Origin of the sequence: Catenovulum agarivorans YM01, from assembly GCF_000281085.1 — a bacterium.
Lineage (GTDB): Bacteria > Pseudomonadota > Gammaproteobacteria > Enterobacterales > Alteromonadaceae > Catenovulum > Catenovulum agarivorans.
In genome coordinates, this window is sequence record NZ_JH767539.1 from 56,782 (window position 1) to 80,966 (window position 24,185).

General features: G+C 39.7%; 16 protein-coding genes. 5 read left to right on the forward strand and 11 right to left on the reverse strand.

Annotation, left to right across the window (positions count from 1 at the left end; all coding sequences use genetic code 11):
- Window positions 1-3 precede the first annotated feature (3 nt).
- From WSC_RS0119465 to purL, 3 genes are all read right to left on the reverse strand, one after another.
- Window positions 4-2,388 carry a TonB-dependent receptor gene (locus WSC_RS0119465; RefSeq protein WP_016957633.1) on the reverse strand — a complete coding sequence of 795 codons (2,385 nt, stop codon included), beginning with the start codon at window positions 2,386-2,388 and terminating at the stop codon, window positions 4-6.
- 170 nt (window positions 2,389-2,558) lie between these two features.
- Window positions 2,559-2,999, reverse strand: a complete 441-nt coding sequence (gpt, locus tag WSC_RS0119470; RefSeq protein WP_016957634.1) for a xanthine phosphoribosyltransferase — start codon at window positions 2,997-2,999, stop codon at window positions 2,559-2,561.
- Window positions 3,000-3,280: 281 nt separating this feature from the next.
- Window positions 3,281-7,171, reverse strand: a complete 3,891-nt coding sequence (purL, locus tag WSC_RS0119475; protein ID WP_016957635.1) for a phosphoribosylformylglycinamidine synthase — start codon at window positions 7,169-7,171, stop codon at window positions 3,281-3,283.
- Window positions 7,172-7,338: 167 nt separating this feature from the next.
- Between purL and mltF the strand changes: the two genes are divergently transcribed.
- Complete coding sequence (mltF, locus tag WSC_RS23465) at window positions 7,339-8,706, forward strand: membrane-bound lytic murein transglycosylase MltF (protein ID WP_272942554.1); 1,368 nt, start codon at window positions 7,339-7,341, stop codon at window positions 8,704-8,706.
- Between the two features lie 90 nt (window positions 8,707-8,796).
- Window positions 8,797-9,975: a GNAT family N-acetyltransferase/peptidase C39 family protein gene (locus tag WSC_RS0119485; RefSeq protein ID WP_016957637.1), complete on the forward strand. Its 1,179-nt coding sequence runs from the start codon at window positions 8,797-8,799 to the stop codon at window positions 9,973-9,975.
- Between the two features lie 96 nt (window positions 9,976-10,071).
- Here the strand turns inward: WSC_RS0119485 and WSC_RS0119490 are convergent, their stop codons facing one another.
- The 3 genes from WSC_RS0119490 to WSC_RS0119500 all read right to left on the reverse strand — a co-directional run bounded on the left by WSC_RS0119490 (window position 10,072) and on the right by WSC_RS0119500 (window position 14,007).
- A complete protein-coding gene (locus WSC_RS0119490; protein ID WP_016957638.1) occupies window positions 10,072-11,169 on the reverse strand; it encodes an SEL1-like repeat protein in 1,098 nt (365 codons plus the stop codon).
- A 101-nt stretch (window positions 11,170-11,270) separates the two neighbouring features.
- Window positions 11,271-12,539: a hemolysin family protein gene (locus tag WSC_RS0119495; protein ID WP_016957639.1), complete on the reverse strand. Its 1,269-nt coding sequence runs from the start codon at window positions 12,537-12,539 to the stop codon at window positions 11,271-11,273.
- 4 nt (window positions 12,540-12,543) lie between these two features.
- Window positions 12,544-14,007: a RimK family protein gene (locus WSC_RS0119500; RefSeq protein ID WP_016957640.1), complete on the reverse strand. Its 1,464-nt coding sequence runs from the start codon at window positions 14,005-14,007 to the stop codon at window positions 12,544-12,546.
- Between the two features lie 203 nt (window positions 14,008-14,210).
- Between WSC_RS0119500 and WSC_RS0119505 the strand changes: the two genes are divergently transcribed.
- Window positions 14,211-14,633 carry a GNAT family N-acetyltransferase gene (locus tag WSC_RS0119505; RefSeq protein WP_016957641.1) on the forward strand — a complete coding sequence of 141 codons (423 nt, stop codon included), beginning with the start codon at window positions 14,211-14,213 and terminating at the stop codon, window positions 14,631-14,633.
- A 99-nt stretch (window positions 14,634-14,732) separates the two neighbouring features.
- Window positions 14,733-16,397, forward strand: a complete 1,665-nt coding sequence (recN, locus tag WSC_RS0119510; protein ID WP_016957642.1) for a DNA repair protein RecN — start codon at window positions 14,733-14,735, stop codon at window positions 16,395-16,397.
- A gap of 168 nt (window positions 16,398-16,565) precedes the next feature.
- Here recN and ydiJ read toward each other — a convergent pair whose 3' ends face one another.
- Complete coding sequence (gene ydiJ, locus WSC_RS0119515; protein WP_026016966.1) at window positions 16,566-19,625, reverse strand: D-2-hydroxyglutarate dehydrogenase YdiJ; 3,060 nt, start codon at window positions 19,623-19,625, stop codon at window positions 16,566-16,568.
- A gap of 132 nt (window positions 19,626-19,757) precedes the next feature.
- On the opposite strand from ydiJ, the gene WSC_RS0119520 reads away from it, so the two are divergent.
- On the forward strand, window positions 19,758-20,459 hold the full coding sequence (locus tag WSC_RS0119520) for a substrate-binding periplasmic protein (protein WP_157447362.1): 702 nt from the start codon (window positions 19,758-19,760) through the stop codon (window positions 20,457-20,459).
- Here WSC_RS0119520 and WSC_RS0119525 read toward each other — a convergent pair.
- The 4 genes from WSC_RS0119525 to WSC_RS0119540 form a co-directional block, all read right to left on the reverse strand.
- Window positions 20,445-21,401, reverse strand: coding sequence for a sensor domain-containing diguanylate cyclase (locus WSC_RS0119525; protein WP_016957645.1), 957 nt, complete (start codon window positions 21,399-21,401; stop codon window positions 20,445-20,447). The genes WSC_RS0119520 and WSC_RS0119525 overlap by 15 nt on opposite strands.
- 175 nt (window positions 21,402-21,576) lie before the next feature.
- On the reverse strand, window positions 21,577-22,383 hold the full coding sequence (locus WSC_RS0119530) for a segregation and condensation protein A (protein WP_016957646.1): 807 nt from the start codon (window positions 22,381-22,383) through the stop codon (window positions 21,577-21,579).
- A 25-nt stretch (window positions 22,384-22,408) separates the two neighbouring features.
- Window positions 22,409-23,029, reverse strand: a complete 621-nt coding sequence (locus WSC_RS0119535) for an L-threonylcarbamoyladenylate synthase (protein ID WP_016957647.1) — start codon at window positions 23,027-23,029, stop codon at window positions 22,409-22,411.
- Window positions 23,030-23,039: 10 nt separating this feature from the next.
- Complete coding sequence (locus WSC_RS0119540) at window positions 23,040-23,906, reverse strand: PHP domain-containing protein (protein WP_016957648.1); 867 nt, start codon at window positions 23,904-23,906, stop codon at window positions 23,040-23,042.
- Between the last annotated feature and the right edge of the window lie 279 nt (window positions 23,907-24,185).

A 24,185-nucleotide genomic window follows, 5' to 3' on the forward strand; every position in this document is an offset into this window, starting at 1 on the left:
AAATTAAAACAAAACCTTGATAGCAGCACCCAAAGTTTTAGGTTGCCCCTGCACACACAATTTTGCCGTGTCAGCATGTAAACCAGGAATAGTTGCCCGCTCAGAACAATATGCTTGGTCTGTGATATTTTGTCCCCAAAAGCTTAGCTGATATTGTTGTTGCTCGCCAAACAGCCAGTTGGCGTTAAACCCAAATAAACTCACCGCTTGCTCAGAAAAATTATATTGCCAATCAGCTGAAGATGTTCCAGCCAACTGGTGAATATGTTCATCGATATAATTGTAGAACAAGGTTAAGTCTAACTCTGCGTCACCGATAAAAAATGTTTGTTGAATAGATGCGTTAATTCGCCACTCAGGTGAGTTTGTTAATTTATTGCCAGTAACCACAGTATTTTGAAAGTTCTCTTGCTGAGCTACTGGTATGCCTGTTACATCCAAGCTACCGTCTACAACCTTTGCATCTAACCAGGTTGCTGAAAAGTTAAAACGAGTAGTATGAGTGGCTAACCAGTTAACGTCGATTTCAGCCCCATTCGCTTCTGCTTTAGGCATATTGATTAAAGTTGCAAATAAATCTGCCGGATTACCTGGGTTGTAAACTTGATAAAACTGATAATTGTCCCAACTATTTTTAAATAAAGCACCATTAACTCTTAAGCTATCGTCAAATAAATCAGCTTTCCACCCTATTTCTGTGGTAACCAATATTTCAGGTTTAACAACTCTATCCATTAAAGCGGCATACGCAGTTGTTGTTGGGTTAGAGTTAACCGCACCCATTTTAAAGCCACGCGCAATAGATACATAAAACAATAAGTCTTGATTACTTTGATAACTAAGTGCCAGCTTGCCGCCCCACTCATCAAATGTTTCATCTATTTTGGCCGATGCAGGAACACCGCCATTGGCATTAATAAAATTATTAACCACCTCAAAACCAGCGTAGTCAGTTAAAGGATTAAACCCTGGGTTACCCAAGCTATACCAACCAAAAGTGCCGAGCGGGAATGGCTTTTCAGGCAAATCCATCATCATGCCAACTGAATTAACAACGGGCGACAATTGTTGTTCGGTCCAGCGATATCCAGCTGAAAGTGATACCTTTTCGGTAATTGAATAATCAAGCTGCCCGTATACTGACCAAGTTTTGTTATTTAACTCAACCCAAGCACCTCTATCAAATAAAGGGCCCACACCCGCATCATCTATCGCATCGTCAGGACGTCCTGGGCCAACAGGATCAATAAACGCAGTTTGAACAATATCTCCTTGCTCTTCATTATATAAAAGACCTGCAATCCAGTTTACTGACCCAGAACTAGTCGAGACCAATTGCAACTCCTGAGACCAATATTCAGTATCTGACGTGTTATAGGTTACTAATGTAACAACATTGGACGGGGCTGATTGGCTACTCCAATCGTCTGCTCTACGAGATTCAACATTTTCAAACGCGCTAATAGACACCAACTTGGCGAACTCAGCTGACCATTCTAATTTTACATACCCACCAATCGAGTCAATATCATTCGGCGGCTTGATTAATGCAGAATCGTTTTTAGATAAATCAATATCATCAAGCTTGATACGAGTTTCGCCATCACCTGCTTGCATAAAGGTTTTAACTTCAGCAATTTGATCTTGTTTTCCACCATAAACACTCGCAGTTAACGACACGTTATCGCTGATTTGGCTGTAAAATTGACCGCGCAACCCATAGCGATTGATATTGTTATACTCAGAGTCATTGCCTTCAACTGTACTGGTTACTTGACCATCTCGAGTATGGCTAAAACCTGACAATCGTATTGCTGCAGTGTCCGAGACAGCTAAAGAGGTTGCAAAATCTATATTTCGTTGGTTAAAACTGCCAAGTGTTAGTTTGGTGCGGCCTTCTAAGTCACCGTTTAATTTAGCTTTGGTTGAAATGAAATTAATTGCACCACCCGTAGTGTTTTTACCAAATAAGGTGTTTTGTGGCCCACGTAAAATTTCGACTCTTTCGATATCAAATAATGCGAAATTAGCTAACATAGGGTTGTGCACAGCGACATCATCCAAATACAAACCAATCGCAGGTACAGACGATAAATTAAAATCGTCCATACCTATGCCGCGAATAAAATAATTGCTGCGTCCACCAATAGAACGTGTTGCATGCAAACTTGGCGAAACCATACTTAATTGGTCAACTTGTGCAATGTTATACTTATCCAGTGTACCTTTATCAATAGAAGTAACCGCAATAGGTACGGTTTGGATAGATTGAATACGCTTTTGCGCGGTTATTTCTATAACCTCAATTTTATGGGCTTCTTCAGCAAAAATAGGCCGCACTAGTGCAGTTGATAACAAAGATATCGTAAGTACTTTTAGTTTATCCATAATAGCGCTATTTAGAGTGTCCTAACGACAGAAAGAATCTGCTAACTAAATTAATGATAGTCTGTTTTTATAGCCTGTCCTGCTATTTTTTTGGCGGTAGACTTTTAAATAGCTCTAACTATAGCTTTTATTTCTGTATGTTCGCAGCTGTTTACCACTCATAAACTAGATTAGTTCTCCCAAGGAAAATCTATCCAAATCTCTTGGGCCACTTGTTCCACACTGTACTTAACTAACTCAGCGCCTTGAGGTTTTACATACACGCAGGCGAAATCAGCACGAGGATAGTATTGTTTTAAAAACTTCACAGTACTGCCGGTATCCACTAAATCTTCAACAAATAACCAGCGTTGTGGCTGTATTTGCTCACTTTCTAACAAATAAGCAGGTTTAACTAACTCTAATTTACCTTGCTGCCTACCTCGATAACTTTGCACACCTATAGTTTCGACCATACGAATATCTAACTCACTCGATAAAATAGCCGCCGGAACTAAACCACCACGGGTAACGGCAACTATACCGTCATATTTTTCTAGCGGAATTAATTGTGCAAGCCGTTTACAAGCTCCATGCAAAGTTTGCCAATCTAATACTAATTTTTCTGTCATTTTATGCTCTTTTGAACACCTTTATTTCAGTATGAATTTGATATAAAAAACCGATGTTAGTGGAAGTGATGGGGTAGTTATTTAGAGCAAAACTTCTTTTTCATGGATGAAAAAGCAGAGCGTACAAGGACGTATTCACAGCGTTTTTGCGAAAATAACTACCTCATCACTTCATTTGCACTATCTATTCCAAACACAAACGCCAAAACACAAACAAAAAAGGCGTGATCTTCAAGATCCCGCCTTTTAACCATAGTCAAATTGTCGAAAGAATTCGACTATTAACCCGCAAATACTCGCGCATTACGGAACATACGAACCCATGGGCTATCTTCTTTCCAGTCATCTGGATGCCAAGAGTTACTTACAGTTCTAAATACACGCTCAGGGTGTGGCATCATAACTGTCACACGGCCGTCTTTACTTGCAAGTGAAGTAATACCAGCAGGCGAACCATTCGGGTTAGCTGGGTATTGAGTAGTTGGTTGACCATAGTTGTCTACAAAACGTAATGCAACTGTACCACTAGCTTCAGCTGCTTGTAATGCTGCATCGTTAGCAAATTCTGCACGACCTTCACCGTGAGAAACAGCAATTGCCATACGTGAACCTTCCATGCCTTGGAAGAATACAGAGTTAGACTTTTGTACTTCAACCAAGCTGAAACGTGCTTCAAAACGCTCAGAAATATTGCGAACAAAACGAGGCCAATGATCAGTACCAGGAATTAACTCTTTTAAGGTACTTAACATCTGACAACCATTACACACACCTAATGCGAATGTATTATCGCGCTCAAAGAATTGTTGGAATTGCTCACGCGCGCGGTCGTTAAATAAGATTGATTTAGCCCAACCTTCACCTGCACCTAAAACGTCACCGTATGAGAAACCACCACAAGCCACTAAACCAGCAAATTGGTCTAATGATATGCGGCCAGATAAAACGTCACTCATATGTACGTCAATCGCTTCAAAACCTGCACGATCAAATGCTGCTGCCATTTCAACATGAGAGTTAACACCTTGCTCACGTAAAATAGCCATCTTAGGATTAACACCTTTAGCAATATAAGGTGCAGCAACATCTTCATTTAAATCAAAAGTTAGTGAAGGTTGTAAACCAGGGTCTTTCGCGTCAGCTTTAGCATCAAATTCTTGTTTAGCACACTCAGGGTTATCACGTAACGCCTGCATCTGATAAGTTGTTTCAGCCCAAGCTAAACGGAAATTTACACGGCTATCTGCTAATACAGTTTCACCGTTAAAGTTAAACTCAACTTGATCAGTGTCGTTTAGTGTACCAATATCTGTGCTTAACTCAGCTAAGTTGTGTGCTGCTAATACAGCTTCAACTGCAGCTACATCTGTTGCTTTAACTTGAATAACAGCACCTAACTCTTCTGCGAATAAGGTAGATAACGCATCAGCACCTAAGTTAGAAACATCAACAGTTACACCAGTCTTACCTGCGAATGCCATTTCAGTAACAGTTGTGAATAAACCACCGTCTGAACGGTCGTGATAAGCCAATAATTTGCCATCTGCAATTAATGCTTGAATTGCATTGTAGAAGTTAGCCAATAGTTCAGGTTTATCTAAATCTGGACCTACAGAACCAAGTTGTTGGTAAACTTGCGCTACACAAGATGCACCTAAACGGTTTTGTTTGTTACCTAAATCGATTGCGATTAAACGAGTTTCACCTTGGTCAGTGCGTAATTGAGGTGTTACGGTTTTACGTACATCTTCAGTACGTGCAAACGAAGTAATAATTAACGACATTGGCGCAGTAACAGATTTGTCTTCACCACTTTCATTCCAAGCCGTTTTCATCGACATTGAATCTTTACCTACTGGAATGGTTAAGCCTAATGCAGGACATAACTCTTCACCAACGGCTTTAACCGCTTCGTATAAACCAGCATCTTCACCTGGGTGACCGGCAGCAGACATCCAGTTAGCAGATAGTTTAATACGTTTTAATTCACCAATGTTAGCCGCAGCAATATTGGTAATACTTTCAGCAACCGCCATACGCGCTGAAGCACCAAAGTTAAGAAGTGCAAGAGGTGTACGCTCACCCATTGCCATAGCTTCACCGTGGTAGCTATCTAGAGATGCAGTGGTTACCGCAACGTTAGACACTGGCACCTGCCAAGGACCAACCATTTGGTCACGTGCAACCATACCAGTTACAGAACGGTCACCGATTGTGATTAAGAAAGTTTTTTCTGCGATAGTTGGTAAACGCAATAAGCGATAAGCCGCTTCTTTTACATCAACATCTAAGGATAAATCTTCAGCAGCTAATTTAGCTGACTGAACATCACGATGCATTTTCGGCGCTTTACCTAATAATACTTCTAATGGTAAGTCGATAGGTTTGTTATCAAAATGGCTATCGTTAAGGGTTAAATGACGCTCTTCAGTCGCTTCACCAATCACAGCATATAAGGCGCGCTCACGCTTACAAATTGCGGCGAAGATATCAATTTTTTCAGCAGGAATTGCTAATACATAACGCTCTTGTGACTCGTTACACCAAATTTCTAATGGTGACATGCCAGGTTCGTCGTTTAAAACGTCACGTAATTGGAAATTACCACCACGCTCACCGTCGTTTACTAGCTCAGGCATAGCATTAGATAAACCACCCGCGCCCACATCGTGGATAAACGCGATTGGGTTGTCATCGCCCATTTGCCAACATTTGTCGATAACTTCCTGACAACGACGTTCCATTTCTGGGTTTTCACGTTGCACAGAAGCAAAATCTAAATCAGCACTTGATTGACCAGAAGCCATAGATGAAGCAGCACCGCCACCTAAACCTATGTTCATTGCTGGGCCACCAAGTACAACTAACTTAGCGCCAACAGGAATAATACCTTTTTGTACGTGATCAGTACGGATATTACCTAAACCACCCGCCAACATAATTGGTTTGTGGTAACCACGAACTTCTTTACCGTTAAAGCTAGATACTTCAGCTTCGTAAGTACGGAAATAACCTAATAATGCAGGACGCCCAAACTCATTGTTAAATGCTGCGCCACCAAGTGGGCCTTCAAGCATAATTTCTAATGCGTTAACAATGCGCTCTGGTTTACCGTAGTTGATTTCCCAAGGCTGAGTGAAATCAGGAATATTTAAGTTAGAAACTGTGAAACCAACTAAGCCAGCTTTTGGTTTAGAGCCACGACCCGTTGCACCTTCGTCACGAATTTCACCACCAGAACCTGTTGCTGCACCTGGGTATGGAGAAATTGCAGTTGGGTGATTGTGCGTTTCAACTTTCATCAAAATTTCAATATTTTCTTGATGATAGTTATAAATGCCAGTATCCGCATCGGCGAAGAAACGACCACCAAAAGAACCGTCCATTACCGCTGCGTTATCTTTATAAGCAGACTGAACATAATCAGGTGTAGTTTCGAACGTATTTTTGATCATTTTGAACAATGATTTAGGTTGTGCTACCCCATCAATTGTCCAATCAGCGTTGAATATTTTATGACGACAATGCTCAGAGTTTGCTTGTGCAAACATGTATAATTCGATGTCGTTCGGGTTACGGCCTAGTTTTTGGAAGTTTTCAACTAAATAGTCAATTTCATCTTCCGCTAATGCTAAACCCATTGCAACGTTTGCAGTTGCCAACGCTTCGCGGCCACCAGCTAAAATATCAACCGAACGATGTGGCGCTGGTTGCGCTTTTTCAAATAATGCATTTGCTTGGTCAAATTCAGCAAATACAGTTTCCATCATGCGGTCGTGTAATAAATCTTTTAATACATCAAGTTGCTCTGCAGATAATGCATCAACACCTTCAACATAATAAGCAATACCACGTTCAATGCGTTTAACTTTGTCTAAACCACAATTGTTGGCAATATCAGTTGCTTTAGAAGCCCAAGGCGAAATAGTACCTGGACGTGGCGTTACCAATAACAAAGTGCCAGCTGGCTCATGTTCTTCAATAGTTGGGCCGTACTTTAATAAGCGCGATAACTTTTGATATTCATCTTCAGTTAGCTGTGCAGTTACATCAGCAAAGTGCATGTATTCTGCATAAATATTGGTAATAGCTAAGTTGTTTTGTTCGCAACTGGCAAGCAGTTTTTTAACGCGAAAATCGGACAATGCGGGAGCGCCACGCAAGATTTCCATAAGCAGTTTCACCTGAAAAATATGTCGATGGGATGTAAAGGCGCACATTATACTCAAGATCCACAAAAATGCACGTAAACCATAGCTGCAAATCAAGCTTTGATTGACCAGCTAAACTAGATTCAGCTACTCTTAACACTCAACTCATAATTTTATAAAAATAAATTTTGCAAAACAAAGCAGTTAACCTAATAAAAATAGCCACCTTGATACTTACTTTTATGCTTGTTGGATGCGAGCAAGATAGCTATCAAAGTAAAGCTGAACAAATTGTTGAAGCAGGCAAAGTGCGTGTCGGTACTTTGTATGGCTCGTCAACCTATTACCTAACCTCGGATGGCGCGGCTGGTTTTGAATACGAGCTGGCTAAATCTTTTGCAGACTATTTAGACGTCGAATTAGAAGTTGTGCCTGTTTACGATTTATCTGATTTATTTCCACTGCTAGACAACAACAAAGTTGATTTTTTAGCCGCAGGTTTAACTGCAACCCAAACACGCGAGCAAAAATATCGTTTTGCCCCAGCTTACCAAGATATCAGTGAAAAACTGGTGTTTAAACAAGGCAAAGAGCGCCCGCGTGATTGGACTGATTTAGCCGGCAAGCTAGTTATCACAGAACAAAGTAGCCACCAAGAAACCTTAGAAGCGCTCGCTTTAGAAGGCTTTGAATGGCATGTTACCAAAGAGCAAGACGTCGAAGAGCTGATTCAAGCTGTACTCAACGAAGAAATAGACTACACCATAGTCGATTCTAATTTACTTGCAGTCAATCGCCGTATTTACCCTGAACTGAGCATAGGTTTTACCGTATCAGACGACCAACGCATTTCATGGGCCTTAGCACGTGAACAAGATGATAGTTTATACGCTTTATTAATCGACTTTTTCGGCAGTGTGCATGCAAGCGGTCATTTTGCCCATTTAGAAGATAAATATTTTGGCCATGTACGTGATTTTGATTACGTTGATACGCGTGTATTCATCCAAGAAATAGATAAAACTCTGCCAAAATACCGTGCTTGGTTTGAACAATATGCCGAAGAATACAAACTCGATTGGAAATTACTCGCGGCGCAAAGTTATCAAGAAAGCCACTGGAACCCCAGAGCTAAATCCCCTACTGGTGTGCGCGGTATTATGATGTTAACCCTGCCAACAGCCAAACAGATGGGGGTTAAAAGCCGATTAGATGCTGAAGCGAATATTCGTGGTGGCGCACGTTATTTATCATCGCTGATAAAACGCATACCTGAGCGCATTCAAGAGCCCGACAGAACTTGGTTTGCCCTTGCTGCATATAACCAAGGCATGGGACATATGGAAGACGCTAGACGCATTTGTCAAAGTTTAGGCGGCGATCCAGACAAATGGCATGAAGTTAAAAAATACCTACCACTGCTACAAAAGAAAAAATACTATAAATGGACACGCTACGGTTATGCCCGTGGTCAAGAAGCCGTGACTTATGTAGAAAATATTCGCCGTTATCACGACTCATTAATCTGGTTTTTTGGTAGTCAAAACCAGCAATAATTTTTAGTCCAACACTATTGGAATTTGCAATTTCGCTGTAGAATAAACCATTGTTATTTTGCAGCAAATTGCTGCTGTGAGTGTAGAGATTTGACCACAGAATCCACCAGCCAACTATCCCCTACTGATGCTCCAATTGATGGACAAAACATCCGTATTGAACGTGCAAATTTAGACGATTTAAAAGCGCTAGTCGCACTAGAAAACCAAGCGTTTGAAGGTGACAAACTGACTAAACGTCGTTTAAAACACTGGATAACAGCGCAAAATGCGATTTTTATTGTGGCCAAACATCAACAAGATATTTTGGGTTACGCCCTAACTATTTTGCATAAAGGTAGCGCGCTCGCTCGACTATATTCGTTAGCAGTTTCGCCTCTCGCTCGTGGTTTAGGTATAGCGGCAAAACTGATTCAAAAATGCGAGAAATCGGCGTTTAAACAAGGCCGGTTATATTTACGTTTAGAAGTTGCCGAAAACAACCAAGCGGCAATTTCCCTGTACCGCAAACTTGGTTTTGAAGAATTTGGTTTTTACCAAGACTATTATCATGATCATCAGGCGGCATTACGTATGCAAAAGCGTTTATATTTCGCCCACGACACTATTGTTGAACAAGATAATTCACAACAGTCGATAGCTGTACCTTGGTACCAACAAACCACACCTTTTACCTGTGGGCCAGCTGCTGCCATGATGGCTATGGCAACATTAGATAACAACTACACCCCTAACCAAAATGACGAGCTGCATTTATGGCGTGAAGCAACCACAATTTTTATGACATCAGGCCATGGCGGCTGCCATCCAGTGGGATTAGCGTTAGCCCTGCAAAAACGCCAATTTAACGTTAAAGTATTTTTGAACCAAAGTGATACTTTGTTTTTAGATGGCGTACGCAGTGATGAAAAACGCACCATTATCGAATTAGTCGAAAAAGATTTTAAACAAAGAGCTGTAGAACAGCAGATTGCCGTTGAATATTATGGATACCAATTACAAGATTTAGAAACTTGGTTCAACCAAGGCGCTATGATTATATTGCTAATATCAACCTATCAACTAGACGGTACTAAAGCACCGCATTGGGTTTGTGTATCTGGTATTGATAATGAGTGTGTATACATTCACGACCCAGACCCAACAGACGAAGACGACAACCAACTCAACTGCCAATATATGCCAATAGCGCGTGACGTATTTAGCCGTATGAATAGATATGGTAAAAATAAGTTAAGCTGTGCGATTGTGGTTGAGCGTGAAAGTTAGAATATTGTGTAAACACCCCCAACGAGTTTGCTACTCTTGAATATCAATCATATGTCCGACAGCGCATGCTAGTTCTTCCCAGAGCTAGCGGGTACTTCACCTGTCTTCACAAAACTCGTCGTATTTTGGCTTACTCTTGCCATAACCTTGAATGATGGATACTTCGAAATAGCCACATGCTGAATCTTTATCCCCGGCCACCAAACTGATTAATCCCAAAGAATGAGCAGCTTTCGTTAGTCCCAGTTTATGCGATTTATAAATATTTTGATAAGCGAGTTCAATATACCGGACGTCATCGGTTTCCGCAAAAAGCGAAAAATAATAAGAGCCGAGACTGAATAAAGCGTCTTCAATATTAGCTTGTGCCGCTGCTTTTAAATGGGCAATAGCTTGCTCTTCGGACATAAACTCACGTCCTTCGCTAAATTCACTGTACAGCTTATACAGAAAATAAGAAGCTTTCGGGTACTTTTCAATAACAGCTAAGCTTGAAAACTCATGGTAGATACTTTCCCAAGCTCCACTTGTAATTAGCGAATACATTTTCATCTGATTCAACATTAATCTAGCTTCTAGATGATTCGCATTTGCTGCAAACTTATAATGTTTTCCAGCCAACTCATAGTTGGCTATACGATGGTAATAAGTCGCTAACAAATAGTGTGAATTTATTTCGCCATTTCTGGCGCTTTTTTCTAACAGAGAAACACCGATTTCTTTCTTCTCTGCGGAATATTGAGAAAATACATACAAACGTCCTAGAAATTCATTTAGCCGATCACCATTTAATTTACCAAACTCGATAAGTAAGTCTTCTACTCGTTTTTTTAATTTTTCATCCTCAAGGCTATGCGAAATTATGATATTGACAACGCTTTGCAATATACGTGGTAGTTGCTCTATACAACTGGCTGAGTAATTTAAGTACTCGTCCGTTAAAGATAATAATCTCTGCCGATCTGTGGTTTCTAGTAATTCAATTTCCAGTTTGTACAAGTTTTTACAACTATCGCGTAAATTTGAATCACTAGACTTGAATGCTTCAAGGGGAAAAGAACACAACAACAAGAAAAATAAGGCAGACGAAGTTACCCAAATAGAAGAGTTTGTATTCATAGTCATAATGCTCTGTTGCTTGGCTAATTGACGTAATGCGAGGATACCTAAGCGAATACCAGAAATTTTAACCATAAGGCTCTGAATTAAAAAGCCAAATAAATAAAAACAAACTCGTCAATCTTTATGCAAGGTCAGCTTTAAAATTAAGCAGTAACTAATAGTGTGAAAATACTTTAGATTGTTCGACGTATCTCAATCAACTCCACGGTCAAATCAGTTACCTCAAGTGCAACCAATACATATCCATCAATCTCAACCGTATCAGTTGCTTTTGGTATGCGCTTAAATTCATGGATAAACAAGCCGGACAAGGTTTCTATGCTTTCATAACAATCAGGCGCAAAGTCGGCAGCTATTTGTTGAAAATCGCGCACAGCAAGATCGCCGGGCACAGTCCAACCGCCATCAGAATTTTGTTCTATTTGGTTTTGAATCGCTTCAACATCATTAAGTGCAACTAACTGCAATACTTGCCATAAAGTTACCATACCAACAACTGTGGTAAATTCGTTAATGACTAACGCAACTTCAACTTCTTGTTGTTTAAAGTTGGTAATGGCATCGGCTAAAGTTAGCGTATCAAGTAAATATACGGGTTGAATAAGCGCGGATTTGTCTGCTAATAATGGTTTGTTTTGTAGCAGTTGGCTCAAAATTACACTTGATTCAACCAAACCCAAAACCTTGTATAAACCACCGTCACAAACTAAATAATAACGCTGCGAGCTTTGTTCAATTTGCCGTTTAAGTTCAGTTTGATCCGCGTTTATATCAAGCCAATGAATATCCACAGGCAAAGTCATAGCTTGGGTTATATTAGTACTCGGTAGCTCTAATACATTACCTATCATGTGATATTGCTGCTGCTCAATACTGCCGTGTTCTATGCTTTGGTCAACTACTGCCACTAGATCTTCAAAAGTTATTTGGTCATCTCTGTGCAGTGGTACTCTAAACAATTTAAGCAGTACATCAGCTAATTTATTAAATAACCAAATTATCGGTTTAAATAACCAGACACTAAAACGCATTAAATAAATCAACCTAAGCGCCGCGGCTTCTGGCAGTACAAAGCCGATGCGTTTTGGCAGTAAATCACCAAATAAAATAAATAATCCAGTTACGGTTAAAAAAGATAAGGTAAAAGCGGTTTTGTTTAACCAAGCTTCGCCTACCCAATTTTGTAATAGGCTTTGAAATATCGGGGTAAAAGCAGACTCACCTATGATACCGGCAATAATCGCCAGCGCATTCAGCATTATTTGTACTGCGGCGATAAAGTCTTTCGAATTATTTTGCAGGGTTATCACAGCAAGCGCTCTTGGGTCTTGCTGATCTAACAAAGGTTGTAATTTTACTTTGCGCACTGCCGCCAATGAAATTTCGCACAGTGCGAATAGCGCACTTAATACAATTAAACCCACTATCCACACGAGTTCCATATAATTAACGACCTCTGTTTTCTAAACGACGTGCCATTTCTGACATTATCATCATGTATAACTCGTCACCTAGGTACAAATCTTCTACTTCCCAATCTAAACTTGGGTTGTCGTTAATTTCAATGACATAAGCTTGGTTGCCATGCTGTTTTACATCAACACCATACAAACCATTACCTATTACTTTAGAGGCTTTAATGGCTGCATCTAACACAACTCTTGGCACTTCAAAGGTTGGTAAAGTTTCAAAACCGCCGGAATCTGCTGTGGCGTTTTCGTGTTTGTAAATTTGCCAATGGCCGCCCACCATATAGTACTTACAGGCATACAAAGGTTTGTTGTTTAAAATACCAATGCGCCAGTCAAAGTCGGTATATAAGTAAGTTTGAACTAACACCAAAGCGCTTTGTTGCAATAGCTCATCTAAACGAAGCTTAAGCTCGTCGCGATTTTTAACCTTGTATACGCCACGTGAAAAGGCGCTTTCTGGTACTTTTAATACGATTGGGTAATCAAAGTTACTTTCAATATTGTCTAAATCATCATCATTCGAGCTGCTAACAGACCAAGTTTTTAACGCTGGTACTTTGTTGTAAGTAAAGGCGTCTTGTAAAAAAACCTTGTTACAACAGCGCAAAATTGAAGTTGGATCGTCTATTACCACCAAACCTTCTAATTCTGCCTTGCGCGCAAATTTGTAGGTGTAATGGTCTATCGCTGTGGTTACCCGAATAAATAGTGCGTCATATTCGTTTAAACGCGCATAATCTTGCTCACCAATAAACTCGGCTTTAATCCCTACTTTGGCCGCTGCTTTTACCATTTTGTTTAACGCAACTTTGTCACTTGGTGGCAATTGTTCGCTTTCATCCACCAATATCGCCATTTCCCAACGGTGTTGTTTTTTCGGCTTTTTCGGTTGCCATAACCTGTGGTTAAAACTTAACAATGCATCGGCAAATTTTGCGTATTGTTGTTCATTTAACTTGTTGTAGCTTTGGCAAGAAATTGAGTTAATTTTCCAGTTAACTGTATCTATATCTAAGGCCAAAATAGGCGCTGGAAATTGGCTAAATAACTTTTTCGCTAATGCGTCAAACCCTTCAAAATCAGGAATGCCAAAATAAATGTATAGAGTAAATTGCACTGGGTGCAACGATCGCACTTTTTTCGCAACACTTGGCAACACAGTATCGGATAATTGAGGTTTGTATAAAGCTTCGTTGCGTAAGTCATTAATGGTATTAACTGACGGCAATACCTTGTGACCACGCGCTTCAGCTAATAACGAGCAGTAATAGCCTTTACTTAAATATTGTTCGATATCACACAAGTTAATAATTTTAACTTTGCGTAAGTCTTTGCGCGGATGTTCGGCAAGATACTGCTCGAAAGTTAAGACAAAATCTTCGTGAGCTTGTGCATCGAATGAAATTGGTTGGTCGGCAACTACAAAGCTGCTAATCATGGTCGCTCCTACAAATAAAAATTAAACTAAATTTACTGATGATCTAGATGGGAGAAACGACACTTAACACTCTTGCCTAAATCCATAATTTCGCGAAGTTTAAGGCAAATTTTTCAAATCACAATATTAATTTTAATTAATTTGTTTAAATTTTTTTGAACACAGATTAGACTAACTTTATCGCCTAAAAACAGAGCGGCGCAATGCTAATACGAGAAGCCCAAGCATTTGATATTGTTGATTTTAATCGCATACGTAACCAGCTAAGTGACAACACCCTACCAGATGACATTTCCATCTCTCAAAACTGCTATCTAAACTACCTGACTAAATATGGCAAAGGTTGGGTTGCAATGCAAAGTAACAGAGTAACGGGTTATGTTATTTGCTCTAAAAAAGAAAGCAGTATATGGGCGCTGTTTGTTGACCAACATCATCATAGACAAGGCATTGGCTCTGCCCTACTCACCCAAGCAATTAACTGGCTTAACCAAAATGGTATAAATAAAGTTTACCTATCAACTGGGCAAAATAGCCAAGCCGAGCACTTTTATCAAAAACAAGGCTGGCAAAAAGGTAGCTTGTTAAATAATGGCCAAGTCACTTATAGCCTTTCGACTGTGTAAAACCACTCTTTCTCGAAAATACTGTTTGACTATACAGTAAAAGTCACCTTTAATACTGGTTATACGAACAGTGCAATTCGATAATTGGAAAATTGGATTATGTTGACTCACTTATATGTTAAAGACTTTGCCATTGTTGATAGTTTAGATATTGAAATAGATGCAGGTATGAGCACAATTACCGGCGAAACAGGTGCTGGTAAATCTATTTCAATTGATGCTTTAGGATTATGTTTAGGCAGCAGAGCTGAAGCTGCTATGGTTAGGCCTGGTGCGGATAAAACAGAGATAAGCGCAACCTTTAACATTCAACATATTCCATCTGCAAAAAATTGGTTGGCCGAGCAAGACTTTCTACAACCAGAGCAAGAAGAGTGCATTATTCGCCGTGTTGTTACCGCCGAAGGACGTTCGCGCGCATATATCAATGGTGCACCAGTTCCTGCGCAACAATTACGTAGTTTTGCTCCTCATTTAGTGAATATTCATGGACAGCATGCTCATCAGTTATTGATGAAGGCCGATTACCAACTGAGTTTACTTGACCAATATGCCGACCATAAACATCTATTAGCACAAACTGAACTGGCTTATAAAGGCTGGAATAAGCTTAAAACTGAATTAAAACAATTAGAAGAAATGCAATCGCAACGCGATGCACGTTTACAGTTATTAGAATACCAAGTTGCTGAATTAGATGAATTCGCACTCGCTGAAGGCGAATTTAGCCAAATTGAGGCTGAGCATAAAAGACTATCTAATGCAGTAACTTTGCTCGCTGACAGCCAACAATGTTATAGCTTGTTATACGAAAATGATGAACAAACCATAGTCAGCATGTTGCAATTGGTTCAACATAAACTAGCTGATTTATCCCGCTACGATGAATCGCTATCCAACATAGCTGGAATGTTAGATGAAGCCGAAATTCAAGTGAAAGAAGCCAGTTATGAATTGCGTGACTACATTGACAGCCAAGAGCCAGATCCTGAACGTTTACTGCAAATTGAAGAACGTATGTCAACCGCATTAGAGTTAGCGCGTAAACATAAAGTAACACCAGAAGAGTTGCATATTGAACATGAAAAATTATCGGCTGAACTTGCAGAAATAAAACGTTGCGACGAACAAAACGAAGCTTTAGTTCACCAAGTAGCAGAAGCTGAAGCCCATTATTGGCAAACTGCTGAGCAACTGCGTGAAAGCCGTTTAGTTGTAGCAGAACAATTATCTGAGCTAGTTACCCAAAGTATGCAAAAACTCAATATGAAACAAGGCCAATTTAAAGTAACGGTTAACTCAATTGAAAAACCATCAAAGTTAGGCTCTGATGCAATTGAGTTTTTGGTCAGTGCTAACCCAGGTCAACCTTTACAAGCCATGCATAAAGTTGCATCTGGTGGTGAATTATCACGTATCAGCCTCGCAATGCAGGTTTTAACCGCGGAAAAATCTGATACACCTACGCTCATTTTTGATGAAGTTGATGTAGGTATTAGCGGCCCAACTGCAGCGGTAGTCGGACAAATGCTGCGTAAAATTGGTGAATCTACTCAAGTTATTTGTGTAACCCATTTACCGCAAGTTGCAGCTTGTGGTCATCAACAAATGTTAGTGAGTAAATCTAACGACGAAACCAGCACCCAAACAACTATGCGTAAACTTTCTACTGAAGAGCGCATTTACGAACTAGCACGTTTATTAGGTGGTGATACCATTACCAATAATACGTTAGAAAATGCACGTGAGTTGTTGGTTGGTTGAGTACGGCAATAACCACGCCTAGAGGCACTAAAGCATAAATATCTCTAGGCTAAGTGTCATAGATTCTGCTAAGTACAGCATTAATCTAAGGACAGAAAATACTACCACTCAAATAAAAACGGGCGTATCGATACGCCCGTTTTTAACAATCAAATCAATAAATAATATTTAACTATTCAACAACTTCAACAAAGCCTGTACAGGATGTTTAGGTTTAAAACCATCTTCACGTTTAACTTGTGAGCGACAAGAATAACCAGTTGCCAATACAACTTCTTGTGGCAACTTAGACACTTTGTCTCCCCAGCTCATTTGATAAATTTGCTGAGAATTTTCAAGGTGTGACGCTTCATGCCCATAAGTACCAGCCATACCACAACAACCAACAGCAACAGGGGTTAATTTAGCCCCCACTTTTGCAAATATGTTTTGCCAATCTTTTTGACTTGCTGGCACTGCTGTTTTTTCTGAGCAATGGCCAAATAGTTTAAACTCTATGTTGTATTGTTTAGCTTCAGGGAAGGCAACATCTTTTAACCACTCATGCGGCAGTAAAACTTCAAAATCGCCGCGGTCTTCACCTAATGCTTTGGTGTATTCATCCCGATAACATAAAACTAAACTAGGGTCGGTTCCCACCATAGTAATGTTTAATTCGGCAAGTTGGTTTAAAAACTCTGCGGCTGTTTTAGCTGTATTTGCAAAACGTTTTAAGAAACCTTTTACGTGCTGCGGTTTACCATTTGGTACAAATGGCAACAAAATTGGCGTGTAACCCAGTTTGCTAATAAGTTTTACCCAATCTGCTACAACATCCGCATCATAAAACGATGTAAATGGGTCTTGTACTATAGCAACCACTTTTAAGCGCTGAGCTTCTGTTAGATTGCGAATGCGATTAATATCCCAATCTAATACATTTAATTCACCTACTTTAGCCACCTGCTGCTCAAGTGTTGGATAACTTAGCGTTGGTGTATCCACATACCCTAAGGTGCTTTTAATTAAGCCTTGCACTAACTTAGTATTTAAAAAGAAGTTAAAAAATCGCGGAGCTTTTGCCATTAATGGCGCACTATTTTCGATACCCGCAACTAAATAATCCTTTAATGGACGGCTATAACGCGAATAATATAGCTGTAAAAAACGCGCTCTAAAACCAGGTACATCGACTTTTATTGGACATTGGCTAGAGCAGGCTTTACAAGCTAAACACTCGTCCATAGCTTCCATCACTTCGTGCGAATAATCGTATTCGCCAGCGTTTTTATTTTTAGTGTTTTGCCAACGAGCGAACCAAGAAGAATCATCTTCACCTTTTAATAAAGCTTTTTCTTCGTTATTAAAGTCTATGCCTTGGTTACTTAACTGGCGCAACCATTCACGCATTAATCCTGCTCGGCCTTTTGGGCTATGGCGGCGATCACGAGTCACTTTATACGATGGACACATTGGGCTGTTAGCATCCCAGTTAAAGCACAGGCCATTGCCATTACAGTTCATCGCTGTTTCAACACTTTCTTTAACTTTGACCGGAATTTGTCTGTCGTAAAAACCGCGTTTAGTATCGTCAACTGATACAAGCTTTTCATTCGAGTCAACTGGTGTACAAATTTTACCTGGGTTAACCCTATTTAACGGGTCAAATGCCGCTTTAATTTTACGTAACTCTAAAAATAACTCATCACCGAAAAACTCTGGACCATATTCACTGCGATACCCTTTACCATGTTCACCCCACATTAAGCCGCCATATTTTGCGGTTAACGCGACTACTTGGTCGGATATTTTGCGCAAAGTCACTTCTTGTTCAGGATCGCACATATCTAAAGCTGGGCGCACATGTAAAACACCTGCATCAACATGGCCAAACATACCGTAATTTAAACCATAGCCATCTAATAAGTCTCTGAACTCCATAATGAAGTCAGCTAGGTTTTCTGGTGGTACAGCAGTGTCTTCAGCAAAAGCGAGCGGTTTTTTAGTGCCTTTAGTATTGCCCAATAAACCCACAGCTTTTTTGCGCATCTCATAAATGGTTTGAATACTGGCTAAATCAGAAGTAACTTGGTAGCCAATAATACCAGCTTCATTGTTAGCAACTAATGCGTCTAATTTGTCGGTTAACGCAGTTATTTTGGCTTGACTGTCAGCCGCTTCTACTGCGTTAAATTCAACAATATTAATGCCTTCCATGGTTTTACCGGGTACATCAGTAATTAAATGTTTTACCGACTCCCAAATAATATCTTCACGCGCTAGGTTTAAAACTTTGCTGTCTATGGTTTCAACAGATGTCGCGTTTGCTTGAACAAGGAAAGGCGCATTGCGCAAGGCTGATTCAAAGCTATCATACTTAACATTTATGAGTGTTTTGAATGGCGCAATCGGCGTGACGTTTAATTTAGCTTCAGCAACAAAAGCTAGTGAACCTTCTGAGCCTGTAATCACTCGGCCTAAATCGAATTCGGTTAAATCTTCATTAAAAACGTGTTCTAAATCGTAACCAGTTAAGAAACGGTTTAAACGAGGGAATTTTTCTAATATCTGCTGGCGTTTATCACGACAGCTAGTTAATACTTGCTGGTAGATTTTGCCAATATTGGTGTCTTGTTTCGCAAGCTCTTCTGCTTCAGCTATTGGCATTTTTGCAGTTTCTAAAACATCTCCACCTAATAAGATGTTTTTTAGCGCTAATACATGATCACTGGTTTTACCATACACCAAAGAGCCTTGACCTGATGCGTCAGTGTTAATCATGCCACCAATAGTTGCACGGTTACTGGTACTTAAATCTGGCGCAAAGAAAAAACCATGTGGTTTTAAAAAAGCATTCAGTTGGTCTTTAACCACACCGGATTGAACGCGCACCCACTTTTCTTCGGCATTAAATTCAAGAATTTGATTCATGTGGCGACTCATGTCAACCACTATGCCTTGGGTTAATGACTGACCATTCGTACCTGTACCACCACCGCGCGGCGAGAATTTAACAGCAGCAAATTCAGTTTTGCCTGCAACTTTAGTCACTAGTTGTAAGTCAGCAACATCTTTAGGCAACACTACAGCTTGCGGTAGGCTTTGATAAACACTGTTATCCGTTGAAACCGAAAAACGGCTGGCATAACTGGTTTCTATTTCACCTTTAAATCCGTTTTGTTGTAGTTCTTCTAAGAAATCTAGATAAATTTTTTCTATGGCATCAACTTGGGTTAAACGTGGGATCATCTGTCTATCAAATTCTCTAAAGCTTAGTGAGTGCGGATTATATAGAAAATTGGCCATGGAAGCTAAGCTTTGTTTGGCAAAAGTATTGGCTTAGGTCTAGGCTAATATAAAGCTAACTTTGAGATGGTTTTTATGCATTCAATCACCATGTGGATATTGTTTTTAGCAGCTCTACTTCCGAGTTCGGCTTGGGCAAAAAATCCTGACGTGCTTACTTTTGCAGTACCTCAGTTTCCCCCTTACACATATGAAGAAAATGGCCAGTGGCATGGAAAAGGTTATAAACTCGCAATTGCTGCGCTGGAAAAGGCTGGAATCAAATATCAAATTAGGCCTGTTGCCAACTACGCGCAAGCTTTTGAACAACTAAACCGCAATTTAGTCGATGGTTTCTTTTTAGCTTCAAAAAACGATGCAAGAGACAAAATAGCTGTATTTTCTGCACCGGTAATGATCAACAAATGGAATTGGTATGTGTCACCGCACATTATTGAATCGCCCTTGTCTGAAACTTTTATACAAAAATACCGAATTGCCAGCCATTTCAAAACCAATACACACCAATGGCTTGTAAAGCACAATTATCAGGTTGAACCTGTTATTGAACTTGCTAACATCCCAATTATGCTGGATAAAGGCCGAATTGACGCCGTTATGCTAGCTCAATGGGTATTTGAAGATGCAGCAGACAAAGCTGGAGTGTCGAAAGATAAGTTTAGGGTGTATTTACACAGTAGTCGCGATTTTGGTTTTTATGTCAGTAAGCGTGTCATCAAAAAACATCCGAGGCTACTGCTCACACTAAACAGCGCAATTTTATTAGTTAGAGAGTAGTTTAACTAACTTTTCTCCAGATTTTTGACGTGCACCAGCATACACCACAGATTGGTTGCGACCGAGCTTCTTCGCTTGATATAAAGCTTTATCTGCACTTTCAATAAAACTAAATACCGTATCACAAGAATCTGGAACGGCTGTGTAAGCACCAATAGTAAGCGTGATAAAGTCATCGATCAATGAAGCTGAATTCGACAAATTCAATTCGGCCACCGCTTGGTGGCATTTTTTCGTCAGCTTTTCAATATCCGCTTCGGTTATTCTACTTAGCGCCACAATAAATTCATCACCGCCAAACCTTGCTACAATACTTTCGTGTTCACAAAACACTTCATCTAAAGTTTGCGCGATCCGCAATAAACAATCATCCCCTGATAAATGTCCATATCTATCGTTATATTGCTTAAAATAATCAATATCTATTAATAAAACCCCCACTTGAACCTGTGAAATCATTGCATCCATAAATGTAACTTCAAACGTTTCATTAAAATATCTACGGTTATGGATTTTGGTTACAACGTCATGATTTGAGGTATATAGTAGTTTTTGGTTTAACAATTCGATTTTTTCGAGACAGCGTTTTTTCTCAGTAATATCTCGGCTAATACCGACTAACGCAATTGTTTGTCCATCTTCGTCTTTGAAAGGGTACTTCACAGTGTCGAACAATACTTTGCTACCATCAGGTAAGGTACACCATTCTTCTGTTTGCTGAGCGGCATCTTGTTCGAATAATTTAGCGTCCCATTCTCGAAACCACTCTACAACTTTGGGATCTGGAAAAAGGTCTTCATCGAACGAGCCTACAACTTGGTTATACTCTTTACCAACAAAATCGCAAAATGCTTGATTACAGGCAATATATTTAAAGTTTTTATCTTTAACGAAAACCAGATCATCAATGGAATCTATAATGTTTTGCAGTAACTGTTGCATAATTGTATAGGTTAGAATCTAACCATCTCCTGTACTACTTTGATAAGAGTTGAATTTAGATCTCAACTTTGTTCCGTTACCATTTGCTTAAAGATTAACCAACTTTTGTGGCTTTTCAAATTCTTTAGCTAAAATATTTCAGTCTAATTTATTACAAATAAACCCAAGCTACTTTCTATACAGCTTTAATATGAATGTCTGTAAACACTTGGTTCTGAATCAATACAACCAACTTTTCTTTGACTAATTCAAGGATAGCCAAGAAGGTGACAACTACACCACTTTTTCCTTCTTTTATTTCAAAAAAATCGGCAAAAGGTTGATAAGTCTCGCTAGACAGCTTTTCGAGAATAGCCGTCATTCTAGCGCGTGTCGACAGCAACTCGGGTTTAATCTGGTGATGTTGAAAATTAGCGGCACGTTTTAAAATAGATGAAAACGCCAACACGAGCTCTTTTAAATCCACATCTGGCTGAATTACCACAGGTTTGCAATTTTCCGCCACCATCACAGTGCCAGCAAAAAAATCACGTTCTTCGCGCGGTAAATTATCAATTTCTTCCGCCGCTTTTTTAATAATTTCATACTCTTGCAGACGACGAATAAGCTCTGCACGGGGATCTTCCTCTTCGTCTTCATCTTGCTTCAATTTTGGCAGCAATACACGTGATTTAATTTCGGCCAAAACTGCAGCCATGACTAAATATTCCGCTGCCAATTCTAAGTTTACGTCTTTCATCACTTCTACGTATTCCATGTACTGCGAAGTTATTTGAAAAATTGGAATATCGGCTACTTCAAACTTCTGTTTGCGTATTAAATACAGCAATAAATCTAACGGTCCTTCAAAAGATTCAAGTATTACCTCCAAAGCTTCTGGTGGAATAAATAAATCTTCTGGCTTTTCTATAACAGCTTCGCCTCGCACATAAGCAAGGGGCAGCTCTTGTTGAATAGGCACAGATGCTACGGCTGTATTCATTGTTACTAACGACTGCTCTTGGGGTTTATTCGAAAGGCTCTGGATTACCTTGGCCAACACGAATAACTTCAGCTTGATCTTCTGATAAATCGATAACTGTTGTTTGGCTTTCGGCTAAATAACCACCATGGATAATTAAATCAACCGCGTGCTCTAAACTATCACGAATCGATTCAGGATCAGACTCGGCAAAAGTTTGTCCAGGCAACAACAAGCTTGAACTCATTAATGGTTCACCCAAAGTTTCCAATAACTCTTGCGCAATAATATTATCCGGAATACGAATACCGATAGTTTTACGCTTAGGGTTTTGTAGGCGTCTTGGTACTTCACGGGTTGCTTTAAAAATAAAGGTATAAGCGCCTGGCGTATTGTTTTTTAACATACGAAACGCAGTGTTACTGACTTTGGCATAAGTTGATAATTCAGAGACGTCTTTACACATTAAAGTAAAATCGTGATCCATGTCTATTCTTCGAATTTGGCATATACGCTCTAATGCAGCTTTATCCCCTACTTGGCAACCAATGGCATAACCTGAGTCAGTTGGATAAATAACCACACCACCATTTCGAATAATTTCGCATGCTTGGTTTAATAGTCTTTTTTGTGGGTTGTCTGGGTGAACATAAAAAAATTGGCTCATGAAATACTCCTTAAGCTGGATTGACCAATTGCCAGTCAGTCCATATTGGTTCACAAAATTCGGGCAATGGTAATAGGTTACCTAATTCAGTATAGGAAGAAACTCGATGAAAGTCAGAACCTTGTGAAGATTTTAATTTAGCTTGCTGCGCGTATGTGGCTAGTTGAATCAATTCGTTATTGTTTTGCCTTGGTAATCCAACTTCAATTGCATCCCCTTGGTGATCTGCAAAATAATCAACTAATTTGCGTACCCATTTGTTTTTAAGATCATAACGCGTTGGATGGGCCAGTACTGCATGGCCACCCGCTGCTTTTATTGCAGCAATAGCTTGTTCAACACTTATCCATTCAGGTGCAGCATAAGCTTTGCCTTTTCGCCCTAAATATTTATCAAATGCTTGTTGCATGCGATCAACTATACCTGCTTCCAACAGTGTTTTGGCAAAATGGACACGCGAAATACTCTGCCCTTGTGCTTTTTCTAACACCTTTTGCATAATTGTTTCTGCAGTAAAACCGTAAGATTCAGGCAATACCCGCGCAAGTTTAGCTGCTATTTTTTCAGCACGTTTATCACGGGTATTTTGTTGCTGAGTTAATAAAGCGACTAACTCTGGTTGTTTATCGTCAATATTTAACCCAACCACATGAATTTCAAAACCATGCCAACGTGTGGAAATTTCTACACCCGCAACTAACTTGAGCGGTAACTTGTGTTTGATAATTGCGTCACGGGCGGGTTCAAGCGCTGATACTGTATCGTGATCTGTAATAGCCAGCACATCAACACCTTTGTTTGATGCTCGTAATACGAGTTCTTCTGGCGATAATTCACCGTCTGAACATTTTGTATGGCTATGTAAATCAATTTTCATGCAAATCACGCTCTTTTTTCAATTAACGGTTGACTTTACCACAGATATGCGTTTCATTATGCATATATTTTTAAGTACAGATTCGAATATACAACCTTATGCAAAACTTAACTGCAAACAAATCATTAGTATGGTGGTGGAGCCTCACATAAAGTGCGGGCCGGTTGTGTATTATTTATACAAAAACAAAAAAGCCCGCAAATGCGGGCTTTTTTGTTTTTAAAGCTTAGGTACAATAGGCACCCAATTATAATAGAGCGCGGAAAATTTGCTTCTATA